General features: G+C 43.3%; 14 protein-coding genes. 9 read left to right on the top strand and 5 right to left on the bottom strand.

What is annotated here, in order from left to right; genetic code table 11:
- Window positions 1-4 precede the first annotated feature (4 nt).
- The 6 genes from IEV61_RS11740 (at window position 5) to IEV61_RS11715 (ending at window position 10,566) form a co-directional block, all read left to right on the top strand.
- Window positions 5-1,522 carry a RagB/SusD family nutrient uptake outer membrane protein gene (locus IEV61_RS11740; RefSeq protein ID WP_188416866.1) on the top strand — a complete coding sequence of 506 codons (1,518 nt, stop codon included), beginning with the start codon at window positions 5-7 and terminating at the stop codon, window positions 1,520-1,522.
- An 85-nt stretch (window positions 1,523-1,607) separates the two neighbouring features.
- Entirely contained in the window at window positions 1,608-2,540 is a 933-nt protein-coding gene (locus tag IEV61_RS11735) for an ABC transporter ATP-binding protein (RefSeq protein WP_188416864.1), read from the top strand.
- A 3-nt stretch (window positions 2,541-2,543) separates the two neighbouring features.
- On the top strand, window positions 2,544-4,988 hold the full coding sequence (locus IEV61_RS11730; protein WP_188416862.1) for a Gldg family protein: 2,445 nt from the start codon (window positions 2,544-2,546) through the stop codon (window positions 4,986-4,988).
- 73 nt (window positions 4,989-5,061) lie between these two features.
- Window positions 5,062-6,408, top strand: a complete 1,347-nt coding sequence (locus IEV61_RS11725) for a MutS-related protein (RefSeq protein ID WP_188416861.1) — start codon at window positions 5,062-5,064, stop codon at window positions 6,406-6,408.
- Entirely contained in the window at window positions 6,408-7,745 is a 1,338-nt protein-coding gene (locus IEV61_RS11720; protein ID WP_188416859.1) for a MutS-related protein, read from the top strand. Before IEV61_RS11725 ends, IEV61_RS11720 begins: the two co-directional genes overlap by 1 nt.
- 34 nt (window positions 7,746-7,779) lie before the next feature.
- Window positions 7,780-10,566 (top strand): M16 family metallopeptidase, encoded by a 2,787-nt coding sequence (locus IEV61_RS11715; protein ID WP_188416857.1) that lies wholly within the window; start codon window positions 7,780-7,782, stop codon window positions 10,564-10,566.
- Between the two features lie 372 nt (window positions 10,567-10,938).
- Here the strand turns inward: IEV61_RS11715 and IEV61_RS11710 are convergent, their stop codons facing one another.
- The 5 genes from IEV61_RS11710 to IEV61_RS11695 all read right to left on the bottom strand — a co-directional run bounded on the left by IEV61_RS11710 (window position 10,939) and on the right by IEV61_RS11695 (window position 17,546).
- Window positions 10,939-12,948: a sensor histidine kinase gene (locus IEV61_RS11710; protein ID WP_188416855.1), complete on the bottom strand. Its 2,010-nt coding sequence runs from the start codon at window positions 12,946-12,948 to the stop codon at window positions 10,939-10,941.
- A gap of 480 nt (window positions 12,949-13,428) precedes the next feature.
- On the bottom strand, window positions 13,429-13,653 hold the full coding sequence (locus tag IEV61_RS11705; protein ID WP_188416853.1) for a helix-turn-helix domain-containing protein: 225 nt from the start codon (window positions 13,651-13,653) through the stop codon (window positions 13,429-13,431).
- 504 nt (window positions 13,654-14,157) lie between these two features.
- The gene (locus IEV61_RS11700) at window positions 14,158-15,444 is read right to left on the bottom strand and encodes a group II intron reverse transcriptase (protein ID WP_229747115.1); all 1,287 of its coding nucleotides are present in this window, start codon (window positions 15,442-15,444) and stop codon (window positions 14,158-14,160) included.
- A gap of 3 nt (window positions 15,445-15,447) precedes the next feature.
- Window positions 15,448-15,834 carry a reverse transcriptase N-terminal domain-containing protein gene (locus tag IEV61_RS20580; RefSeq protein ID WP_229747114.1) on the bottom strand — a complete coding sequence of 129 codons (387 nt, stop codon included), beginning with the start codon at window positions 15,832-15,834 and terminating at the stop codon, window positions 15,448-15,450.
- 809 nt (window positions 15,835-16,643) lie between these two features.
- Window positions 16,644-17,546 carry a potassium channel family protein gene (locus IEV61_RS11695; protein ID WP_229747113.1) on the bottom strand — a complete coding sequence of 301 codons (903 nt, stop codon included), beginning with the start codon at window positions 17,544-17,546 and terminating at the stop codon, window positions 16,644-16,646.
- A gap of 373 nt (window positions 17,547-17,919) precedes the next feature.
- Here IEV61_RS11695 and IEV61_RS11690 point away from each other — a divergent pair, with 373 nt between their 5' ends.
- The 3 genes from IEV61_RS11690 (at window position 17,920) to IEV61_RS11680 (ending at window position 21,193) form a co-directional block, all read left to right on the top strand.
- Complete coding sequence (locus IEV61_RS11690) at window positions 17,920-18,780, top strand: DUF5694 domain-containing protein (RefSeq protein ID WP_229747112.1); 861 nt, start codon at window positions 17,920-17,922, stop codon at window positions 18,778-18,780.
- Window positions 18,781-19,256: 476 nt separating this feature from the next.
- Entirely contained in the window at window positions 19,257-20,771 is a 1,515-nt protein-coding gene (locus tag IEV61_RS11685) for a type IV secretory system conjugative DNA transfer family protein (protein WP_188416849.1), read from the top strand.
- Window positions 20,771-21,193, top strand: a complete 423-nt coding sequence (locus IEV61_RS11680) for a hypothetical protein (RefSeq protein WP_188416844.1) — start codon at window positions 20,771-20,773, stop codon at window positions 21,191-21,193. The genes IEV61_RS11685 and IEV61_RS11680 overlap by 1 nt, the downstream gene beginning before the upstream one ends.
- The last annotated feature ends 34 nt before the right edge of the window (window positions 21,194-21,227 follow it).

The following is a 21,227-nucleotide window of genomic DNA, read 5'->3' as shown; positions in this document are numbered from 1 at the left end:
TCAGATGATGAAAAGATATAACTATGTCACAGCAGCCACCTTTGCCCTCTTCGCGCTGGTATTGGGATCCTGCAAAAAGAACTTCCTGGAAATAGTACCAAAGGGAAACATTGTCGCTGTGACCTACGACGATTATAACAAGTTAATGAACGGTTCTAATTTTTATATGCTTGGCGGAGGAAACGTTGGTATTTATACACCTGCAGCACTTATGGGTGATGAGGTTTCAGCCGAAGCTTATGCTTATAATTTACCCCGTAATGCCTATCCGGGCGCACGGTCATTATTTCAATGGGAGGCAGATGTCTTTACGGTGGTCGATCAGCCAAATGATCGCAATTCAAGCAGAGCTCAGTTCATGTCGTTTTTATTGAGTAATCTATATACCATCAATAAGATTATCAACGAGGCAACAAGTTCAACAGGTGGGACCGTGCAGCAAAAACTGCAGCTCAAAGCTGAAGCTATGGCTCAGCGGGCGTTCACTAACTTTCAACTGGTAAACTTTTTCACTAAGCCATATAATGCAAGTTCAGCTGCTTCAGACCCGGGGTTTCCTATCATTAAAGATGCGGATATAACTGTTGCTACGTTTAACCGGGGTACCGTCCAGGAATCCTATGATTTCATGATCAGTGACCTTACGCAGGCCATTGATAATTTGCCTGTCCAGCCTGCTGTGCAAACCCGCGTTTCTAAAGGTGCTGCCGAGGCGATGCTTGGTAAATTATACCTGTTCATGGGAAAGTATAACGACGCCCTAACTATGTTCAATAAGGCATTTGCTGATATGGCTGCAATGAAGGATGCACCAACTTTATATGATTATAATGTAACGATGAGTTCCGGCGGATCGTTCCTGCCTATCGATCCTTACAGCGGCCCGAATTCGCCCTTTACAAACGCAACTGACACGAAAGAATCCTTGTGGGCAGTGTTCACTTTCGCCGGCACCTATAGTGGCAACCAGTTTCCGACAGATTTTTTAACTATACCGACGAAAACAATCGGACTATTTTCTGCAAATGACTGGAGATTAAAATTTTATACTAAACTGAGATCGGACAAAAAGACATTGATTCCTGGTGGCAGATTACAACGGAGCAACCTTAAATTCATCCGCATTGGAGTAGAGTTGCCCGACCTGATTTTGTTAAAGGCCGAAGCAGAAGCCCGCACAGGAAATATTTCCGGCGCGGTGGCCGATCTTACAACATTGCGTACGCACAGAATTCCACCTGCCGAAGCTGCTGTTCCGGCAAGTGCGAAAACAGATAACGCTGCGTTAGTGAAATTTATAATTGATGAAAGGACCAGGGAATTTGCTGTGGAGGGACATCGTTGGTTTGATATGCGGCGCCTGTCAACTGATCCTATATTTTCAGGCCAGCCAGCGGCACAGCACTTTCTTTACACTGATGCCACGCAAGCAACTACCTATACGCTGACACCGAACAGGCTCACCTTACGCTTACCCCCAAGTTATGTTATTCAAAATCCGGGAATGGTGAACAATCCATAAGGATTCATAACCCGAGGAAAAATGCCACCGGAATGGTCGTAAAACCATTCCGGACTGGAAAACTATACATTAAAGATTTATAAAAGTGAAACAAAGCATCGTTAAAATAGAAAATCTGTCGCACCGTTACAGCCGGGACTGGGCCATTCGCGATATTAATTTCGAGATAGACCAAACCGGTATTCTTGGCATGTTGGGATCAAATGGCGCAGGTAAATCAACGACCATGAACATTTTATGCGGAGTGCTCAACCAAACTGAAGGAAATGTTTATATAGATGGTATAGATATTAGACAACAACCCGAGGAAGCCAAAAAACTACTGGGTTTTCTGCCGCAAAATGCACCCCTTTATTTGGAACTTACGGTTAATGAATACCTGACTTATTGCGCAGAGATCCGTAATATTGATAAACGTAACATAGCCCGGGCCGTTGCCGAAGTGATGGAGAAATGCGGACTTACGCATTTTGCCAACCGGTTGCTACGAAATCTTTCCGGCGGATACCGCCAGCGCGTGGGCATAGCTCAGGCCATTATACACAAGCCCAAACTGGTGGTGCTGGACGAGCCAACTAATGGCCTGGATCCTAACCAGATATTGGAAGTACGCAAATTAATCAAAGAAATTGCCGAAGAACGCGCCGTAATATTCTCAACACACATCTTGTCGGAAGTGCAGGCCATATGCCGGGACATCAGAATGATAGAAAATGGCCGCATGGTATTTGCCGACACCATGGACGCCTTTAACAATTATATTATGCCGGACACCATGCTGGTGTTCATGGATAACCCGCCACCTACGGAGGAATTGGCCGCTATACCGGGCATTACCGGTGTAGATCCATTGAATGACCGCAGCATCAGACTGCGCTTTAATACCTCTCCGGATATATCGAAACTAATAATCACCATGAGTGTGCAAAAAGGCTGGGAGCTCAAAGAGATCACGCTGGAAAAAGGCTCACTTGATGAGGTATTTGCACAATTATCCAACAAAACATCAAATAGATAATAAATGAGAAAAATATTTAAAATAGCCAGGTTAGAACTGAGCATTCTATTTTATTCGCCGGTGGCCTGGCTGGTGCTCACCATATTCATGATCCAGTGTGGAATCACCTTTTTAGATAACCTGCAACAAACGCGTACCACACTATCTTTAGGCTACCAAACCTTGCCCATCACCGGCACCCTCTTCAGTGGTCAGTTGGGTCTGTTTAGCGCAATGCAGGGATATATTTACCTGTATCTGCCCATATTGACTATGGGCCTTATGAGCCGGGAAACCAGCAGTGGTTCCATCAAACTTTTGCTGTCATCGCCGGTAAAACTAAGGGAGATCATATTAGGTAAATACTTTGCTATAATAGGATACGGGTTAACGCTCATCGCTGTATTGGCGATATTCGGAATCATTGGCTCTCTTTTCATTGTTCATCCCGATCTTGGGCTGATCTGTTCAGGTCTTATCGGACTTTATCTGCTGATTTGCACCTATGCCGCCATCGGACTGTTTATGTCTTGCCTTACGACCTACCAAGTGGTGGCAGCAATCAGTACACTAGCCGTATTTGCAGTAATGCGCTATGTTGGTTCTTTAGGCCAGGAATATGATTTTGTGCGTGACCTTACTTATTTTCTTTCTATATCGGGCCGTACCGAAAAGATGGTTGCAGGGCTGATTACTACCAAAGATGTATTTTACTACCTCATCATCATCGCATCCTTTTTATCATTGTGCGTACTGCGCTTGAAAACAGAAAGGGAGCTAAAGCCCTGGACGGTTAAGGTTGGTCGTTATGTAGCGCTGGCAGCTGTCGCTTTAACGCTTGGATATATTACATCCAGACCAATGTTAACGGGTTATCTGGATACTACCGATCTCAAATCACTTACCATTGCTAAGCCGAGCCAGGAAATTGCTAGAAAGCTTGATGGACCGTTAAAGGTTACAACTTATGTAAATATGCTGGCACCAAACCTTTATCAAGTTTTGCCGCAATCAAGAAATTCGGATTTGGGCAAGTTGGAAAATTATCAGCGTTTTATACCAGGAATGAATGTGAAATATGTTTACTACTATCAAAAGCCGGTTGATAGCAATTATTATACTTTTAAATTCAATCCCCTCCTTAAAGGAGTAACTAACGTTGACAAAATTGCCGACCAGTCGGCAACAACTATGGGTATTAACGGCGATCGGTTTATGCCTCCTGGTGAATTAAAAAAACAGATCGATCTTACAGACGAAGGTTTCCTGCTGGTGAGGAAACTGGAATATCAGGGCAAAAGTACCTACCTGCGTTTTTTTATGAACGAGTCGGATCCCTATGCAAGTGAGGCGGAGATGAACGCCGCTTTGAAGAGGTTAGTAACGCCGGCCTCAAAGGTGGTGTTTATAACCGGAAACAAAGAACGGGGCACTGACAGCCCGGTAGACCGGGATTACCAGATGGTAAGCGCATTAAAAACCCGTCGTAATGCACTGATAAATCAAGGTTTTGATGTTGATACGATAAACCTTAACATAAAGGACATCCCAGGCAAAACCGACATCCTCGTGATTGGAGACCCGACCATTCCATTTACCCCCGAGCAATTGGCAAAACTTACAGCTTACATTAATAAGGGCGGAAACATGCTGATTGAAGGCGAACCGGGCAGACAGCAAATACTTAACCCTTTACTGCAGCAATTAGGCGTCCGGTTGAAGAGTGGAATATTAGTTAAAACGGATAGAAAACTTACACCTGGTTTGATCAATGCCCAACTAAATGTAAAGGCTGCCAGCATAGACTCAAACCTGGCAAGGATGCAAAAAGGTAGTGTTCCTGTAGTAGTTCAGGGCGCTGCTGCAATCGAATATGACCCTTCCGGAGGTTTTAAAGCTACTCCTTTGTTAATGAGCTCGGCAGGTGGCTGGAATAAAGTGTTTGCTCCTGGTACTATAAAAGAGAAAACTGCTCCCGCCAATGCTAAAGGTGCAGTACAATCTTTAACTAGCGGCGGTGGATTGATAGCAGCATCTGCGGATCCGGCAACTGCTGCTGATATGCATGCGCCCGTTAATGTTGGTTCGCTTGATCTCTCAACTGCCGACCTGAGTTTTAAACCAGAAGAAGGCGATGAAAAAGGGATCTTCCCGGTTAGCGTAGCGCTTAGCAGAGTGATTAATGGAAAACAGCAGCGCATAGTCGTATCAGGCGATGCGGATTTTGCAAGCAACGGCGAAATATCGAGGCCAAGAAGCAGGTTTAATGAATACTATTTGCAAGGCCTTTTCAGGTGGTTCAGCAACGGGGCGTTCCCGAGCGATGTGAGTCGTCCGCCGGCAAGGGACATGGACATCAAAATATCCCGCGGGCAAATAACGGGGTTAATGTGGCTATGCAAGGCGGTCATCCCAGCTCTTATTACGATAATGGGTGCCATCGTATTGTTTAAAAGAAGAAGAAAATAAGGTGGATGATACAGGGAGCTGTTGAGACGCAACTGTCTCCCTGTACCGCTTTCTAAAAATTAGACATAACTCCATGGGTTTTAATACCGATAAACAAACACTCGACGACCTGAAAATCCTAAGCAAGCCCGGCACCGATTCGGTATACGGTCTGTATAACAACACCTATACTAAAGGTGGCGCAGATATACTGGAGCAGATGTTCCTCTACCCGCTTAGTGACGCCCAGGCTATTAATAACCGAAGCGCAACTATTCAGTACTTCAAAAATATCCAGGCCAAGTTTCCATTTAAAACAGATTTGCTTGATAGTGCCGAGATTTATATGGCTATGACCGATCAGCGCACTAAGCTCAGGCACGATGAGAACAACATCGGTCGTAAAATAGGCAATCTGATTTCTGCTGATGGTGATTATAAAGTAATATACAACGGCATAATAGCTATCGTTACGCTTCTGCATACCCTGAATAACTTTGTAAAAGAGATTGGATCTTCGGCATTCAATACCCCTTATGATCAGGACCTGGCGCAAATGTTGGCCTTGTTGACTGATCCCGACATATCTCCGCTGGTGGCCCTGAAGCGAATAGATAAACTATCCCACAGGGAAATAGTAGACTTAGACCACCTGCTACGCTTTACCTTCGGTTTTAAAATAAAAAAATTGCTTAGCTGTATCTACCAGTTGGATGTATACATAGCTATTGCAGAAGTGGCGTTTAAACTTAACTATGTATTCCCGGTAGCTTTAACAGGCGAACAGTACTCCGTAAAGTTGGCCGGTGTTTACCATCCCTTGGTTAAAAATGCCCTTGCTAACAGCATTGACATCACTCCTCATAATAACGTTGTTTTTCTAACCGGGGCTAATATGGCAGGGAAATCAACTTTTATGAAAACTGTAAGCATAGCACTTTACCTGGCCCACATGGGATTTCCGGTGGCCGCCCAAAAAATGGAATTCTCGGTGATGGATGGTTTATTTACCACTATCAACCTACCTGATGATCTTGGGAGCGGCAACAGCCATTTTTATGCGGAAGTGCTGCGGGTTAAAAAGATAGCCAAAGAGTTGGGTGCGGGCAAAAAACTGTTTGTCGTTTTTGATGAGCTGTTCAGAGGGACCAACGTAAAAGACGCTTACGAAGGCACAATTGCCATTACGAAGGCCTTTGCCGAAAAGCGCAACTGTATGTTCGTCGTATCAACCCATATTATAGAAGCCGGGGAAGTGTTGCGGCAAGATTGCAGCAACATCAACTTTGTGTACCTGCCTACGCTTATGGAAGGAAATTCGCCGGTATATACCTACAAACTGAAGCAGGGCATTACTGCCGACAGGCATGGAATGATCATTATTAACAATGAAAGGATCTTGGAAATTATTGGTAGCCGCAAAAATAAAAAAGCAGTATAATGAGTTTTTTTGCAGATAAACAAACGCTGAACGACCTGAATATTCCGGGCAGGCATAAAAATAATTCGATTTCGCGGCTATTTGATGAGGTGATAACAGCAGGCGGCAGAAAGCTGATGGACGAAATGTTTCAGTACCCGCTTACAGATTACGACGCTATCAATAAGCGCAGCAGCATCTTTAAATATTTTACCGGCAATAACATTCAGTTTCCGTTTACACAGGCCGAGTTTGGCATCATGGAAAATTACCTGGCTTCCGGCAGCAATAGTAACAGGCTGGCAGTTGGCATAGGTGTTATTTCAAAAAAGGTCATGCAAATAGCAGCGCAGGATACCGCCTATCAACTGCTTAACGACGATGTATGCCAAACTATAGCACTGTTAAATCGCTTCAGTGCCTTTGCCGCAACGCTACCTGTTGAAGAAAGCCAGTATAAGCAACAGATCGAAAATGTAAAGACCATTTTTAATAACAAAGATTTGATTTGGCTTAAGCAGGAAACCGGCATTGCTAACCTTACCCTATTGAAGATAGTGAAATATGATCATTTGTTACGTACTCGCTTACATGAGCAAATGAATCAACTCCTGGAATTACTGTTTCAGTTGGATGTATATATAGCCGTAGCTAACGTAGCGTCCCGGATGGGGTTCTGCTATGCAACAGCATTGCCAAAACATAGCAATACTCTATCAGTTTCGCGGCTGTTTCATCCAACGGTGCGTAACGCAATAGGGAATTCTCTTTCCATGGATGAAAGCAGGAATGTTATTTTCCTTACAGGGGCTAATATGGCAGGCAAATCAACCCTCATGAAGGCCTTTGGGATCAGCCTTTACCTCGCACATATGGGTTTTCCGGTCGCTGCGGATGAGATGACCTTTTCCGTAAAAGACGGGTTATTCTCTTCTATCAATGTTTCTGATAATCTGGAAATGGGTTACAGCCACTTTTATGCAGAAGTGATGCGCGTGAAAACTGTTGCAGAACAAGTTGCAGCAGATAAAGACCTGATCGTCATATTCGATGAGCTTTTTAAGGGTACTAACGTCAAGGATGCGTATGATGCTACATTGAGTATAACCGAAGCATTTTCCAATAACCGCAACTGTTTCTTTATAATCTCTACCCACATTGTTGAAGTGGGTGAAGCGCTAAGGGAAAGATGCCAGAACTTTCGGTTCACCTACCTGCCAACAGTCATGGAAGGTTCTGTTCCGCGATATACTTACCGCCTGACAGAAGGTATAACCGCCGACAGGCACGGAATGATGATTATAGAAAACGAGGGTATCCTTGAAATTATCAGAGGGACTACGTCCGAAACAAAATAATAGCCTAACAAAAAAATATTCAATTCTTAAATTCATGAACTTTAAAAAAATCTTTTCCACAGCCATTGCAGCGGTATTGTGCTACACGAGCCAGGGACAAAACTTACCCTTTGATGGGGCTGTGCGTACCGGGAAACTGCCTAATGGTTTTACTTACTACATCCGCCATAATGAGGAACCTAAAAGCCGGGTGGTATTTTATCTGGCCAACAAAGTAGGTTCGGTATTAGAAGATGATGACCAGCAGGGCCTTGCTCACTTTATGGAGCACATGAGCTTTAACGGAACCAAAAATTTTCCTAAAAGCGAATTGGTAAACTATCTTCAGAAAACTGGGGTCAGGTTCGGTGCCGACCTGAACGCATATACGAGTTTTGATGAAACTGTTTATGAGCTACCTCTTCCTTCGGACAAGCCCGAAATTGTACAGAACGGTCTGCAGATCATGCGTGACTGGGCGCAGGATGCCACACTTGACCCGGCCGAGATAAACAAGGAGCGCGGCGTTGTATTGGAAGAGAAACGCCTTGGAAAAGGTGCAGCGGACAGAATGCGTATCAAATATTTCCCGATAATGTTAAACAACTCTGTTTATGCTAATCGTTTGCCGATAGGTTCAGAGGAAGTATTAAATAATTTCAAGCCTGAAACCATCAAACGTTTTTATCATGACTGGTATCGGCCCAACCTGCAGGCGCTCATCGTGGTAGGTGATATTGATGTAGATGCCATGGAGAAAGCTATTAAGGGGAAATTCAGTGACCTTAAAAATCCCGAAAACGAAAAGCCAAGGCCAATATTTAAAATCCCGCTTACCGGGAAAGATCAGTTCATTGTAGTTACTGACCCGGAAGTTACCGCTACACGCGCAGAGGTAACGATCAAGCTGCCAAAATTGGAATTACATACTGCAGCAAATTACCGGGAGTTCATTATTCGCGAGTTGATGAACAGGATGTTAGGCGAAAGGTATGCCGATTTGCAACGTCAGGCTAACCCTCCTTATTTGGGTGCCGGAGGTGGGGTAAGTAGCTTTTTAGCTGATCTGGACAATTACTCCGTGTCGGTAACACCTAAACCAGGAGAATTAGAAACAGGCTTTAAAGCTGCATGGCGCGTAAGCGAACAGGCAAAACGGTATGGCTTTACAACTAATGAACTGGAACGTGCGAAACTTACTTATTTAAATCGTACAGAGGCGGCCTTGAAAGAAAAAAACAAAACCCGGTCTGACAGCTACGTAAATGAATACGTACAATACTTTTTACATGGTACGGCATCGCCGGGCATAGAGTTCGAATATACACTGGTTAAAGATGAACTTTCAAAAATAAAGGCTGACGATTTGAATGCTTATATTAAAACCATTATTAAAGGAACTGGCAGGGACGTACTCATTACCGGCCCTGATAAAGAAAAGGGATCTTTTCCCTCGCAACAGGTTTTTATGAGCTGGATTAAGTCAGTAGAGGGTGAGACTTTAACGGCTTATCACGAAGAAACAAATACTTTAAGTTTGTTAAATAAAACACCGGCACCTGGAAAGATTGTTAAAACACAATACGATAGAACACTTAATATTACAACCTTAGTTTTAAGCAATGGTATTAAAGTTTTGTTGAAACCCACTGATTTCAGGAACGACCAGATCTTGTTTAGCGGCATATCGGCGGGCGGCACTTCACTGTATAGCGATGCTGATTTTCCATCAGCCGACGCAGCCAACCTCATTCCGTCCTTTGGAGCGGGCAATTACAATAATGCTGCGTTGTCAAAATATATGTCGGGTAAGCAATTTGGTGTTCGCACATCTATTGGCGAACGCCAGCAGAGTATTAGTGGCAGCAGCAACCTTACCGGTCTGGAACAGGCGTTGCAATTGATGTATGCGTACGTTACCCAGCCGCGCAAGGATACCATCTTGTTTAAAAACTATATCTCACGTGCCAAGGCAGCATTGGCAAACAGGCAGAATGACCCTGCAAGTGTTTTCAACGATACGGTTATTGCGGTGATGTCGGGTCATAACGTCCGCAGGGCTCCTCAAACATTAGCCACACTGGATAAGATTAACCTCGATAAGGCATATGCTATTTATAAAGAACGTTTTTCCGATGCCTCAGGATTTACTTTTGTATTTACAGGCAGCATCGATACTACAGCAATAAAGCCTTTGCTAGAGAAATATATCGCCAGCCTGCCTGCCCGTAATAAAAAAGAAGAGGCTAAAGATCTGCATATAAATATTCCCGCAGGTCAAATAGCTAAGACGGTTTATAAAGGGACAGAGGCCAAAGCCAACGTGATACTGGTGTTTTCGGGATTGTTTGACTACTCCTTAGCTAATAATATGAAAATGGATGCCCTGAAGGAAACTATCCAGATACGATTGATAGAGCGTTTGAGGGAGGAAGAAGGAGGGGTTTACTCGCCCAGCATTCGCGCAACCACAACCAAATTACCACAGGGCAGGTTCAGTTTATCAGTATTATTTGGCTGCGCCCCTCAAAATGTTGAGAAATTAATTGCCTCTACCCTTGATGAAGTTAATAAAATTAAAAATAACGGTCCTTTACAAGTTAACCTGGATAAATTCAAAGCAGAAACGCAGCGCTCCATTGAGCTAGAACTAAAATCCAACAACTTTTGGCAAAGTTATATGGTTAACCAGATCCAGAATAAAGAACCGCTTGACGATGCAAATAAATATGTTCAGGAGGTTGACAAGATAAGCACTACGGATATCAAAGCAATAGCTAATAAATACCTCAATGGCAAAAATTATATACGGATGGTCTTACTGCCGGAAGCAAGTAAGTAAGCATTATTTTAATAGACTTCTTCGTTCTTTCAGTTAATAATTTAGTTAATATAGCGCCTGCCCTGAAGAAGCAGGCGCTTAACTTTTGAAAAACAATTGGATTGATTAATCCACCATATAAGGAATATTACATAACATTACCTACTTCGTGTGTTAAATGTTCCATATCGCGATTAGTGCGGTCTTTAATTAATTGAACCGGCATTCGTCATTGACGAGTATAGCCAAATTTATTTCGTTTGCACATTGCTGCCTAACTTAGGTAAGCTGACAGCAGAATATCACGCGAAATAGCACCTGCTACCTAATAATTTAGACCGAATGTTTTGGAAACAGTTTTCATTTCGTTCAGCTTTCCGTTATACTTGGATGTTATATAGGAAGCCTCACTGAAAAGATAGTACCGCCACCGCTTCGGTTCTCAAACCAGATCTCTCCACCATGTCGTTCCACAATGTTTTTAGAAATCGATAATCCTAAGCCGAATGGCTGTTCTCCGTTAGTGCCAACTCTTTTTGCGGGCGTAAACATCTCATAGATTAATTCGCTGTGTTTTTCAGGAATACCGATACCCCGATCCGCTATAGTCACGATTACATGATCTTCTTTTTGCAGTAAAGCCACCTCAACAGTGCCTTTCACATGGCTGAATTTCAAGGCGTTCATAACCAAATTGTTAATTACACGCCACATTTTTTCATAATGAAGATTGACCATTACCGGTCCCGATTTGCCGGTATAACTAATTTGCTGCTCCTTTTCATTGGCTTTAAATTGCAATAGCTCAACAGACTCATACAGTAAGGCATTAAGGTCAGTTAGGTCCTTTTGCAATGGTCCGCTGTCGCCCAGATCAGATTTAAGTAATTCATTGATCATTTCTAAGGAATGGATACTCGTAGTTTCGATCAGCCTGAGCATATGACGGCTTTCCTCATTTAACTCATCATCATCAAGCAGTAATTGCGCAAGGCCACTGATGCCACCGAGCGGGTTTCTAAGGTCATGTGCCATAATTCGCATGATCTTGATATAGTTCTGGTTGACCCGCTCAAGCTCAGCAAGCGCTTGTTCCAGTTTTTGATTTTGGATCGTTGCATTTTCCCTGGCTTTTTGTGTACGACGAAGACTGCGTACAATGAGTATAATAATCATGGTTGCAAATAGGAGGGCAGCACTGATGACGGCAAGATATAGCTTCCGGTATTTTGCCTTCTGTTCCAGGTCCGAAACTCTGGCCTGTTCTTGGAGGTTATTCACTTGCCTGGCAATATCTGTTTTGTACAGTTCAGACTTTGAAAGGCCGAGTGAATCCTGCAAGTGCATATAGCGGCTTTGAACCTTATAAGCTTCGCTTAGCAGGTTCCGCTTAAACAAATAAGCAGCCAGCACCTTAAACCGCCTGGCATTGAATTCGTCGTTCGGGTAACGTTTCAACAGCAAGACACAATGGTCTAATGCCGCTTTTGCCATGTCTAATTTCCCCGAAATTACATAGGCATCGGCTAGCTTGATGTAGGTCGTTACCTTTGTAGGGTTGGTTTCCTCGTTGGACAGGTCAATGCTTTTGGACAGGTAATTAACAGCCGCATCAATCTTCCTTTGCTGAATAAAAACACCACCCAGATTATCAAAGACCACGGAGCGGGCGGCATCTATATTTCTTTTGGCCGCTAAATTCAGACGATCAGCACTGTCAATAAGGTTAAGGTCCTTTCTATAATAGAACATAGCACTATCCAATAAACCTGCCCGTTCGTAAGAGAAGCCGGCATTGTTAAGATTTGCTTGCAGTGTGATAAACTTTTTTTCAGGCGTAAGATTAGAAGGACATGAAATTACCTGCTGGTACTTCTCGATAAAGTATCTTGCCGCAATGCGGTAATTGCCTTGCTCGTAATAAACACCTGCTATTTTCACTGCAAGATCACCATCATCACAATCGCCCGCCTTTTTGAGTTCTTTGGCCTGGGCATAATAACTTATTGCCGCCAGATACTTTTTATTTTTAAAACAGGCGTCTCCCTTGATAAAAAGCGCCTGTCTGAAATTTCCCGGATAGGATGACTTACGGGAGGAATTTTTAAAGTAAGCTAGTGCACTGTCCGCGTAGGTATTACCATGATCAGGCCCGAAGAAATCAAGAGAGGACTGGTAACAGTAATACTCGGAGATAAACGGATCTTCCGGAGGTATGGCCGATCTTAATGTGTCTAAAAGACGAATGGCAATCTCATTCTGTCCCACTATGACCAAGCTGTCGATTATCTTCAGTTTTTCACTGAAATTTGGGTTGTTAGCTGGGACATGGCGGCTGCAAGATGTTAAGATTGCCGTCAAAAATAAACTTGATGCCAGAAGGCAAGTAAGATGTTTTTTCAAAATACTGGCTTTAAGAGCCAATTCAACAATAGGATTGGCTAAAAAATCATCAATGAATTAGTGTGATTTTGAATTTTAAAAAAAGCAATTCACCAGCTTTAAGCTAAACGGCTAAGTAATGAACATAACGGGCTCATAGTACGTTAATTAGTTAAAGTTGGATAATATAGATAATGATATAAATCCAAGCTCGCAGGGAAATGCTTCTTTTAAGGTTTAATTCATTACCATCACAAATATGAATAATCCTTACTAAATGAATATTTAACGAATATGTAAAATAACAACCATCAAAATTACTAAAATTTATTAGTTGCCGATTTTTACGTTATCTGTAAGAATTTGTTTTGGTGGAGTTCTCTGTTGATTAGGTATTTGTACAAAAGATAACATCTAATTTGGGATCAGTTAATTCCTTTGATTAATTAGCTCTTATTTGTCGCAGAAACTTTACGGGGAGTAAGGAGAATATTTAACCTGTCAAAAATCCATCAATTCCTGGTGAGTAACACCCAATGCACTAGCCAGATCGATCAGGGTAAGTAAGGAGATATTAATTTCTCCTTTTTCGTATTTCTTGAGGTTGCTATAGTCAATGTCACAGCGCTGCGCCAGTTTACGAAAGGATAGTCCTTCGCGTTTCCGCAGCATTTCCAGGTGCTTGCCGAATTTAACCAGATTTTCTTGTTGCGCTTCGCTATACATGTACCGTATTCGATAGCGAAAATTGTTTATTAGCTGTTTAGAAGTGTTGGTTTATAAACCCACACTTTGTATTTTTATTTGACTAATTCAAGTACTCGTAAGTTGGTTGTATAGCTATTCCGACTTTTATCAATGCATAAATGATTGATTTCACCATGGTTTTAAAGAAAAAAGGGAAAGGGAACCGGAAAAGGGAGCAAGTGGTTTTTGCCTTAGGGGTTTTGTTGCTCTGGTTGTTGGTGTACCTTTTTACCCGGTAATTCCTTGAAAGTCTATAGCCTGTATCGGTTGCTGCCATAAAATGGTTGCTGTTCAATTGCTGCATGAACGTTATTGGCTGTGAGTTGGAACTAACCTCCACGTGATAGTAGCACTGGGCATCCCCTGCGGGCGGGCTATACGCTATATCTTCTGACGAAGGATTAAACTCAGCCGTAGAGTCGCCTCTACGGCTGGTCTTCAAAACCGTGCGTGAAAGTTTCCCTTCACACGGCTCCTCGTCCGTTAATCATTTATATGAAGCAAGCTATCTTTCCTCGTTTTGGTGACATGACAATGAGCGTGCAATAATTGCACATTAGCCCATATATCTTTTCCTGCCAAATGCAAAGGAATAATATGATCGGTATCCATATCATCCCCTAACGTAAACTGCAATTTGCATATTGAACATCGACCTTTTTGTTTCCTCAAAAGCATGGCTTTTCTGTTTGATAACGTAGGGTATCGACCAAGCCTTGCGCCCCAATAAGACCAGTCACCATCATATAGTGAGCGGTTCTCTTTAACTTTGACGTGCCTGATGATTGGAGTTTCACTATAGAGCCTAAGAGGCTTCCCTTTACGAGCAGCAAATGTCCAACGACCGGTTTCCAATCGCCAGTATTTGCGATTTACCCAAGTCTGGGTCTTATCCGGGTGTCTTCGATTCGCCCATCGCCTCAAAGATTGAAACAACTTGTGTGACATATTACTGAACACCCTCTTTGATACAACTGTTGAATGAAATTTACTCCATCCCCTAATGACAGGATTAAGTTGTTCTATCAGGCGTTCTTGTTCGATTGTACGGTTGCGGCGTACAATGTTTTGTATGGCTTTATGTTGTTTCTTTTGAGACTTTTTCGATGGCCTAATAAAAGTTTTGAAGCCGAGAGGTTTTCCGTAGTTGCTTTTTCCTGTATGTGTTTTGCCAACATTGTATTGGCCAATGTGCATACCTAAAAAGTCGAATCCTCGGTTGCCATGTTCATCCTGTAGTAGGGTGTGTGCAATTCTCGTCTTCTCCTCTTTCAGATTTAAATCAATATCTGCAAGCCATAATTCTATAGCTGTTTTACAGTGATTTATAACCGCGAGATCTTTATGAAAGACTAAGAAATCATCAGCATATCTAATAAGTATTGGGCCGCCACGAACAGGGAATTTCTCTTTAACGATTTGTTCCATGCCGTGTAATGCAATGTTAGCCAATAGTGGAGAAATTACACCGCCTTGCGGCGTGCCTTGTTCAGTCTGATTAAATACATCATCCTCTAACGCCCCGGCTTTTAACCAAGCCCTAATCAATCTTCTTAGGCTGGGAATGGTATTTAACTTTGTTAACAGTTTTTCATGACTGATTTTATCAAAGCATTTCTCGATATCGGCATCTAATACATACTTAGGCTTACTTTTGATTGATAAAAAGATTGCTTCAATAGCATCATGGACTGAGCGACCAGGCCTAAACCCATAACTATTGGGTTCAAACCTCGCTTCCCATTCGGGTTCAAGGGCTAATTTAACCAATGCCTATGCAGCACGGTCTTTCATAATGGGTATGCCCAAAGGGCGTTTTTCATCGCTGTTTGGTTTCGGAATCCATATTCGGCGCGTTGGTTTAACCTTTGCTTCCAATAAGTCTTGGTTGCTAAGTTTCATTCGCTGCACCGGCGTTAGTTTTCTTACACCATCAACACCCGCTGTTTTCTTGCCTTGATTGTCCTGTGTTACTTTCCTAACCGCCAATAGCTTGGCGGCATTAGATTTCAATAACAGTTTTTGCAGTTTTCGCATAGATATTATATCTCCGCGCATGCTTGCCTGATAAATCCGTTTTTGCAGCTTGAAAACATTACGCTGAACCTTCGTCCAGTTAATTGTGTTCCATTCATACATCGGTCGTATTGCCGTGTTCATCGTCTTAAGTTGCTACTTACTAAATCTATCATTAACGTCGTGGGTACGTCTGCTTATCCTTTGGCTTTCCCAAAGGCATTTGCTTTTTAACCAATCTCTTCTTACTAAGGCATAAGGATGGCTTCCCTCTGCTATTGCAGAGCCTTAATAAGATTACCTTGTTCCGATTATCTGTATGGTCTTAATTGACTAAGGGTTAGCGTCCTATTCTTCACCGGATTACAATTGTTTGAACGATCGATGGACGACATAACCATCAATCCTGTAACCGTTCCCATTTTGGGCAAGCCTTACAACCGTGGTTGAGTAATCTGAGTAGGCTTGTTGATCGTGACGGTGATTCAAACATAGGTTCGTTGCCTACGCATACCTCTACACTTGCAAAGGATTGAATGTCAGATTCCATTCTTACCTGCTTTCTTCCCTGCTGCACTCATGCAGATGCCACCTGCATAAATGAGGAAAGTGTTTTCATCTGTTCAAATAGATGGAATGGTGTTTCCATTCACCAGATATCAGTTATTACAAAGAACATTTGTAATGTCCGCTTACTTTACTCACGGACAACAAGTCACACATGCCGCTGCTATCCCTGATTCTGCCCCATGCCCGGGATCAGGTTCAGGCATTTGCTCCGCTGCATGGCTTCACCACATCCCGGGCCGCACCGCAAGCCCCCTTCTGCCGAATACCCATCCGCAGGCCGGAACCGACCGTACGCTCCGCTTAACCTGGCAGTTCCTGCGCACGCATACGGCTGAAGGGGACTTGTGTGGGGGTGAGTTCGTGGTTAAACTTCGTTAAATTCATTAACTGTTTTTTGTCAATCCTGCAACTAAAAAACCTAATGTGATTGCTCCGAATAACGCTTCAATTGCTGCGAGTATCTTTAGACCACCTATAGGACTTAGGTCACCATATCCAAGAGTTGTAAAGGTCACGATACTGAAATAGCATGCATTGAAAAGAACCGCGAAATAATTTTTGCCTGCTAGCGCATTATTCGCAAATGAAGATGGGAAAAATGAGTAGACAATTGCAAGTAAGAAAATGGAGATTAGTGAGACTTTGATGAGTTGAAATGGCTTCTGCCCATATCCCCAATAAGCTCTGTTTAGCGTCATCCAAAACCGGTCAAGCCCCTTTTTCTTTTCTCTGATAAAATCAAGTTCCCTTATTTTATAATCGGCGGCAAGTTTCCTGTTACCAGAATCATCTGCTGCTTTGGACAAAGTCCGATAGGTTTTTTCAAAATCTTCTTCATGATGCAAACCGTTATGAATGACCTTCCACTCGTCTAACTCACTATTTACAAAGGTGGGTGTGAAGTTTCTACCATATACACGAAAATGAAACAGCTTGCTATCTGAGATTATACCGCTGACTAAACTTGTAACGAAAAGCCAGCCACTTATATCTGAATTGGCAATTTGAATATTGCGAACTGAACAGTTTTCGAAAGACAAACGAGGGATGTCCAGTTCACGGCATTTAAGGTTATCAACTGCACAATGATTAAATTCCAAGTTTCCTTCTGAGCCGAAATAGAATTTTCCGTGCAATATCAACCCAGTTACATTAATAAATTCGAGCTTTTTACCTCGGAACATTATCTGTAATGCATTAGTAGGAGGTTCCATACCACCCATTTTTAAATTTGCCTTTCGAGCAATCAAAGTACTTGAAAGGTATGGACACAGGGAGATTTCCAAAACATCACTGCTGATTGATATTATGATCTTCAGTGCTAAGTGAATGAGGTTACTGCTTTAAAATTAGTTGCCTGATGTTGACAATACGACCATTGGAACTAAACAAGTCGGCAGTAATAAAAAGGGTAAGTAGCCCAGTGCCGTGTTCGGCTGTTCAAAGCCAAACTGTTGAAACCTTTCTAATAAGGAAAGAAAGGCTATAGGTACTACCTTCAGCAATAGGACAAGGCAAACCAAATCGATGTTATAATTGATAGTTTACCTGTTTTTAACTATGCCTTCTCCTGTAGCAAGTGCTGCCTTCTTTTAAATGACGTTTCATGCAGCGTTTCCTTTTTTACATTGTCTTATAGTGATAAACATGATGATTATTATGAAAAATGCCTACTCAAAGAAATTAATGTTTCTCTCCCTATTTTTACTTAGCGCTTCCCTGGCTTTCGCACAGAATAAATCCGAAATATTACCGCTGTCGTCGTTTTTTCCAAAGCCGGTAAAGGTATTATTCGTTGGAACCTTTCATTTTCACTATCCGGGATTAGATGCCCATGTTATTGCCGATAGTAACAAAGTTGATGTGCTTTCTGAATCCAGAAAAAAAGAAGTTACAGAACTGGTCAACTATATCAAGAGATTCAAACCTACAAAAATCGCCATTGAGGCTTTTCCGAAATGGGAGCCGACTGAAAAATTAAGGGATTACAAAAAGGGTGCATACAGAATGGAACGTGATGAAAGATATCAGCTCGGGCTGCGGATTGCAGATGAACTCAATTTAGATACGATCTATGCAATTGACGATGTTCCATTGGTATCAGACCCAGGAAAGTTAGACCCGGTTTACGTTAAAAACCTGTTCAAAGATTATGACTATAAAAGCGATGACCCTTATAGTAAGATATATGAAGAATGGTATGCCTACGACGACAAATTGCGGCTAAGACTAAATTTGCTTGATTATTTTAAACATACCAATTCGAGAAGTTACCACCAGGCAGGGCACGGAGCCTATTTAATAGGAGATTTCAAATTAAATCATAAAAGAGGTGCAGATGCGCTTGCTATGAACTGGTACAGTAGAAATTTGCGGATATTCAGAAACCTTCAAGGAATAACCGAAAGTTCAAAAGATAGGATTTTAGTCATATTTGGAAATGGACATGGTTCCATTCTCAGGCAACTACTGGAAAGCTCCCCAGAATATGAATTTGTAGAATTTGACAAACTAAAATAAGTAGGACAAACTAGATGGAAATTCCGAGGCCATTGACCACCTCATTCCGGGAATGTAATTAATCGATTCCACAACACTTTGACCAGGCTAATTTATTGACTGAATAAAATTAAATTGAAAATCAGATTACACAAATCGGTGCTCTAAATCCTACGGAATGGTATGGTCAAGCCATGCGGAATCTCCACCAGGCCACGCTATACGCTAAATCTTTTATCGAAGGCAACCACTGTTATTCCTGATGCTTCTCATCAAGCCAGGCAAACTTTAGCTGCGCTGCAAGATTGACCTGCCCAACGTTTTCAAAACGCCTTCATTTCGCCTTCACTTTCGCCTGCCACGCGCCGCTTTGCTCAGCCGGGCAGGCTTTCGTTCGTCTGCATTCCTGCCTTTTGCGGTTCTCCGGTGGGTAAGTTTTGTCTGGATGACTATTTTTTAAGCCAACGGGTAAAAAGAATTCGGAGGCGGAAAGCTTTATGCAGCCGCTTCAGAAGAAGGAAACGCCCTATTCGGTCAATATCCCGATGCTGTTCTACTTCGACAAAAAGGTACGGCATGGGTGGATCAATATCTGTAATGTCTTTCGCGGCACCATGGTCATTGGTACCCCCGGCTCAGGTAAAAGCTTTTCTATCGTCAACCCTTTTATCCGGCAGCTGATTGCCAAGGAATTCGCGGTTTGTCTTTATGATTTTAAGTTCCCCGACCTTGGTCAGATCGCTTATTATCACTACTTACTGGCCCGTGGTCAGGGTAAGATGAAGGGTTACACCTTTCATGTGCTGAACCTGAACGAGGTGGAGAAAAGCAGGCGCATCAACCCCTGGCGGGCAGATTATATCCGCTCGCTGGCGGATGCTTCGGAAACGGCAGAAGCACTGGTTGAGGCACTCAAAAAAGGGGACAAGTCTGGCGGGAGCGATCAGTTCTTCACCCAGTCGGCTATCAATTTCTTAGCTTCCTGTATCTATTTTATGAGCAAATACCAGGGCGGTAAATATTCGAGCCTGCCGCACGTGCTTTCGCTGCTGAACCGCTCTTACGAGGAAATATTTAATACCCTGACCTCGGAGCAGGAACTCCGGGCCCTGTTATCTCCCTTTATGACGGCCTTCAATGCCAAGGCATTCGACCAGCTCGAAGGACAGATCGGCACGCTCAAGATCTTTATCAGCCGCCTGGCCACCAAAGAAACGTATTGGGTGTTTTCGGGTGATGATTTTGATCTGAAAATTTCGGCGAAGGGGAATCCCGGTATTCTGGTACTGGCCAATGACCCGAATACGCAGAACATCAACTCGGCCTGTTATTCCATCATTATTAACCGCCTGACCAAGCTGATCAACACCAAAGGCAATCTGCCTTCCGCATTGATCGTCGATGAGGTGCCCACGTTGTTCGTGCATAAGGTGGAAAACCTGATCGCGACCGCCCGCAGTAATAAAGTGGCCGTGCTTATGGGCTTACAGGAATTGCCGCAGTTCAATCAGCAATATGGCAAGGACACCGCAGCGACCATCACGGCGGTGATCGGCAACGTCCTTTCCGGCTCCGTTCGCAACAAGGAAACGCTGGAATGGCTCGAACGGCTGTTCGGTAAGTCCAAACAGTTAGGGGAGGGGCTGTCCATTGACCGTAATAAGACCTCTACGTCCCTTAATGAAAAGTTAGAGGCACTCATTCCGGCCGGTAAAATTGCGTCCCTCAATGCCGGGGAAATGGTCGGCGTCATCGCGGCCGATGCACAGGAAGTTTATACCGGGCAATTTGAAACATCCGCCGTGAATTGCCGGATCAACCTCGATATGAAGGCCATCGGGGAGGAGGAAAAGAATTACAAACCCCTGCCCACTTATTATGATTTCGGCGGAAAGGCCGACGAAAAGCTGCGGCAGAACTATGACCGCATTACCCGGCAGGTTCAGGAAATGGTACTGGCCTTCAAACCGCCTGCCCCGGAAACACCTGCCACCACTTTTAACAGAACTTAATGCAGAACCAAAAAGAACTATTCAACCTGCCGGATTACATCATGGTCGATCCGGCACTGGCTGACGACCCGCGTCTGAGGGGCGGTGAGATCGGGCGCCTTACCTATGCCATTATCAACTGGAACGAATTCTATATCGGCTTCGACGATGTGAAAATACGCGTCTATGGCGCTGCCGACCTGTTGATGCTGAAAAACGCCGATGCGCTGTTTCAATATATCGAAGATCATGGTGCTACGCTGAACGAATACGAAATGAATGCCATCACCAATGTGGCCTTACTGGAAATCTATGCAGCAGACTCGGGCTACCAGAAGGAAGCCTTTAAGATTGCCCTGCAATATCCTTCGCTTTGCAACGCCTTTCTGATCAGTATCGAAGATAAACTGAAACTGGGCAGGGGCCTGAAGACCGGGCGATAACCAATGGCCGGTGCTTGCCTGCATCGGCCGAACC

Source organism: Mucilaginibacter galii (assembly GCF_014635825.1).
GTDB lineage: Bacteria > Bacteroidota > Bacteroidia > Sphingobacteriales > Sphingobacteriaceae > Mucilaginibacter > Mucilaginibacter galii.
This window is presented reverse-complemented; position numbering and strand designations above follow the sequence as displayed.

Excerpts from the sequence above, each read along its gene's own strand:
- IEV61_RS11740 (WP_188416866.1), top strand. The coding sequence starts at position 5 with ATGATGAAAAGATATAACTATGTCACAGCAGCCACCTTTGCCCTCTTC.
- IEV61_RS11730 (WP_188416862.1), top strand. The coding sequence starts at position 2,544 with ATGAGAAAAATATTTAAAATAGCCAGGTTAGAACTGAGCATTCTATTT.
- IEV61_RS11725 (WP_188416861.1), top strand. The coding sequence starts at position 5,062 with ATGGGTTTTAATACCGATAAACAAACACTCGACGACCTGAAAATCCTA.
- IEV61_RS11720 (WP_188416859.1), top strand. The coding sequence starts at position 6,408 with ATGAGTTTTTTTGCAGATAAACAAACGCTGAACGACCTGAATATTCCG.
- IEV61_RS11715 (WP_188416857.1), top strand. The coding sequence starts at position 7,780 with ATGAACTTTAAAAAAATCTTTTCCACAGCCATTGCAGCGGTATTGTGC.
- IEV61_RS11705 (WP_188416853.1), bottom strand. The coding sequence starts at position 13,653 with ATGTATAGCGAAGCGCAACAAGAAAATCTGGTTAAATTCGGCAAGCAC.
- IEV61_RS20580 (WP_229747114.1), bottom strand. The coding sequence starts at position 15,834 with ATGAACACGGCAATACGACCGATGTATGAATGGAACACAATTAACTGG.
- IEV61_RS11690 (WP_229747112.1), top strand. The coding sequence starts at position 17,920 with ATGAAAAATGCCTACTCAAAGAAATTAATGTTTCTCTCCCTATTTTTA.
- IEV61_RS11685 (WP_188416849.1), top strand. The coding sequence starts at position 19,257 with ATGCAGCCGCTTCAGAAGAAGGAAACGCCCTATTCGGTCAATATCCCG.
- IEV61_RS11680 (WP_188416844.1), top strand. The coding sequence starts at position 20,771 with ATGCAGAACCAAAAAGAACTATTCAACCTGCCGGATTACATCATGGTC.